Source organism: Collimonas sp. GW821-FHT07E08, from assembly GCF_059418905.1.
Genome location: NZ_JBWKQR010000052.1, coordinates 1 through 1,092 on the forward strand (window position 1 = coordinate 1; position 1,092 = coordinate 1,092).

The 1,092-nt window shown below is 65.3% G+C and carries 1 protein-coding gene; it reads left to right on the plus strand.

The window, feature by feature from the left end; all coding sequences use genetic code 11:
- Window positions 1–1,092 (plus strand): HAL/PAL/TAL family ammonia-lyase (locus AC07RZ_RS24110; protein WP_494669869.1); only part of this gene is annotated, 1,092 nt, incomplete at its 5' end.

Here is a 1,092-nt window from a genome sequence, read left to right on the forward strand (position 1 = left end):
GAGGCGATCACCAAGTCCGGCGTCGGCCCGGTCAAGTTCGACTTGAAGGCCAAGGACGCCTCGGCCCTGATCAACGGCTGCACCGCGTCGCTGGCGGTGGCCGTGCTGGTGGCCCACGACGCCCGCAACCTGCTGAGCGACGCCTGCCTGTCGCTGGGCCTGACCCTGGAAGCGATGCGCGCCGAGATGGCGGCGTTCGACCACCGCATCCAGCAAGCCCGTCCGCACGCCGGCCAGATCAAGACCGCCGCCATCATCCGCAAGCTGCTGTCGGGGTCGACCCGCACCACGCATGAAGCGCGCGCCGTGCAGTTCCCGGAAGAGCTGCGCCGCACCGACATTCCTTACACCGCCCGCATCCAGGACGTCTATTCGCTGCGCTGCTCGCCGCAGGTCTACGGCCCGGTGTTCGATGCGCTGGATTACATCGACAACATCGTCGACAAGGAAATCAACTCGGCCACCGACAATCCGCTGATTTTCGACAAGGAAGGCGGCGGCTTCGAGATCATCTCGGGCGGCAATTTCCACGGCCAGTACCTGGCGCAGGCGATGGACCTGCTGGCGATGGCGATCACCGACCTCGGCAGCATCTGCGAACGGCGCGTGGCGCGCCTGATCGACCCGACCCTGTCGTGGGGCTTGCCGCGCAACCTGATGAGCGGCGTGCGCGGGGTCAATACCGGTTACCCGGTGGTGCAATGTTCGCTCAGTTCGCTGGTGATGGAAAACCGCACCCTGTGCATGCCGGGCAGCGTCGACAGCATCCCGGCCAAGGGCAACAGCGAAGACCACGTCTCGAACTCGACCTGGTGCGCGCGCAAGGCGGCCACCGTGGTGGCCAATACGCAATACATCATCGGCGTCGAGATGCTGCTGGCGGCGCAGGCCTTGACCATGACGGAAGACTTGCTGCCGGGCTTCGTGCTGGGCCAAGGCACGCAGGCGGCGTACCAGGAAATCCGCCGCCAGATCCCGGCTTGCCTGGAAGGCGACCGCTGGTTCCACAACGATATCGCGGTGGCGCAGTCGTTTGTGGTGAGCGGGTCGGTGCGTAATGCGGTGGTTGAGAAGATTGGTGCATTTGCCTGA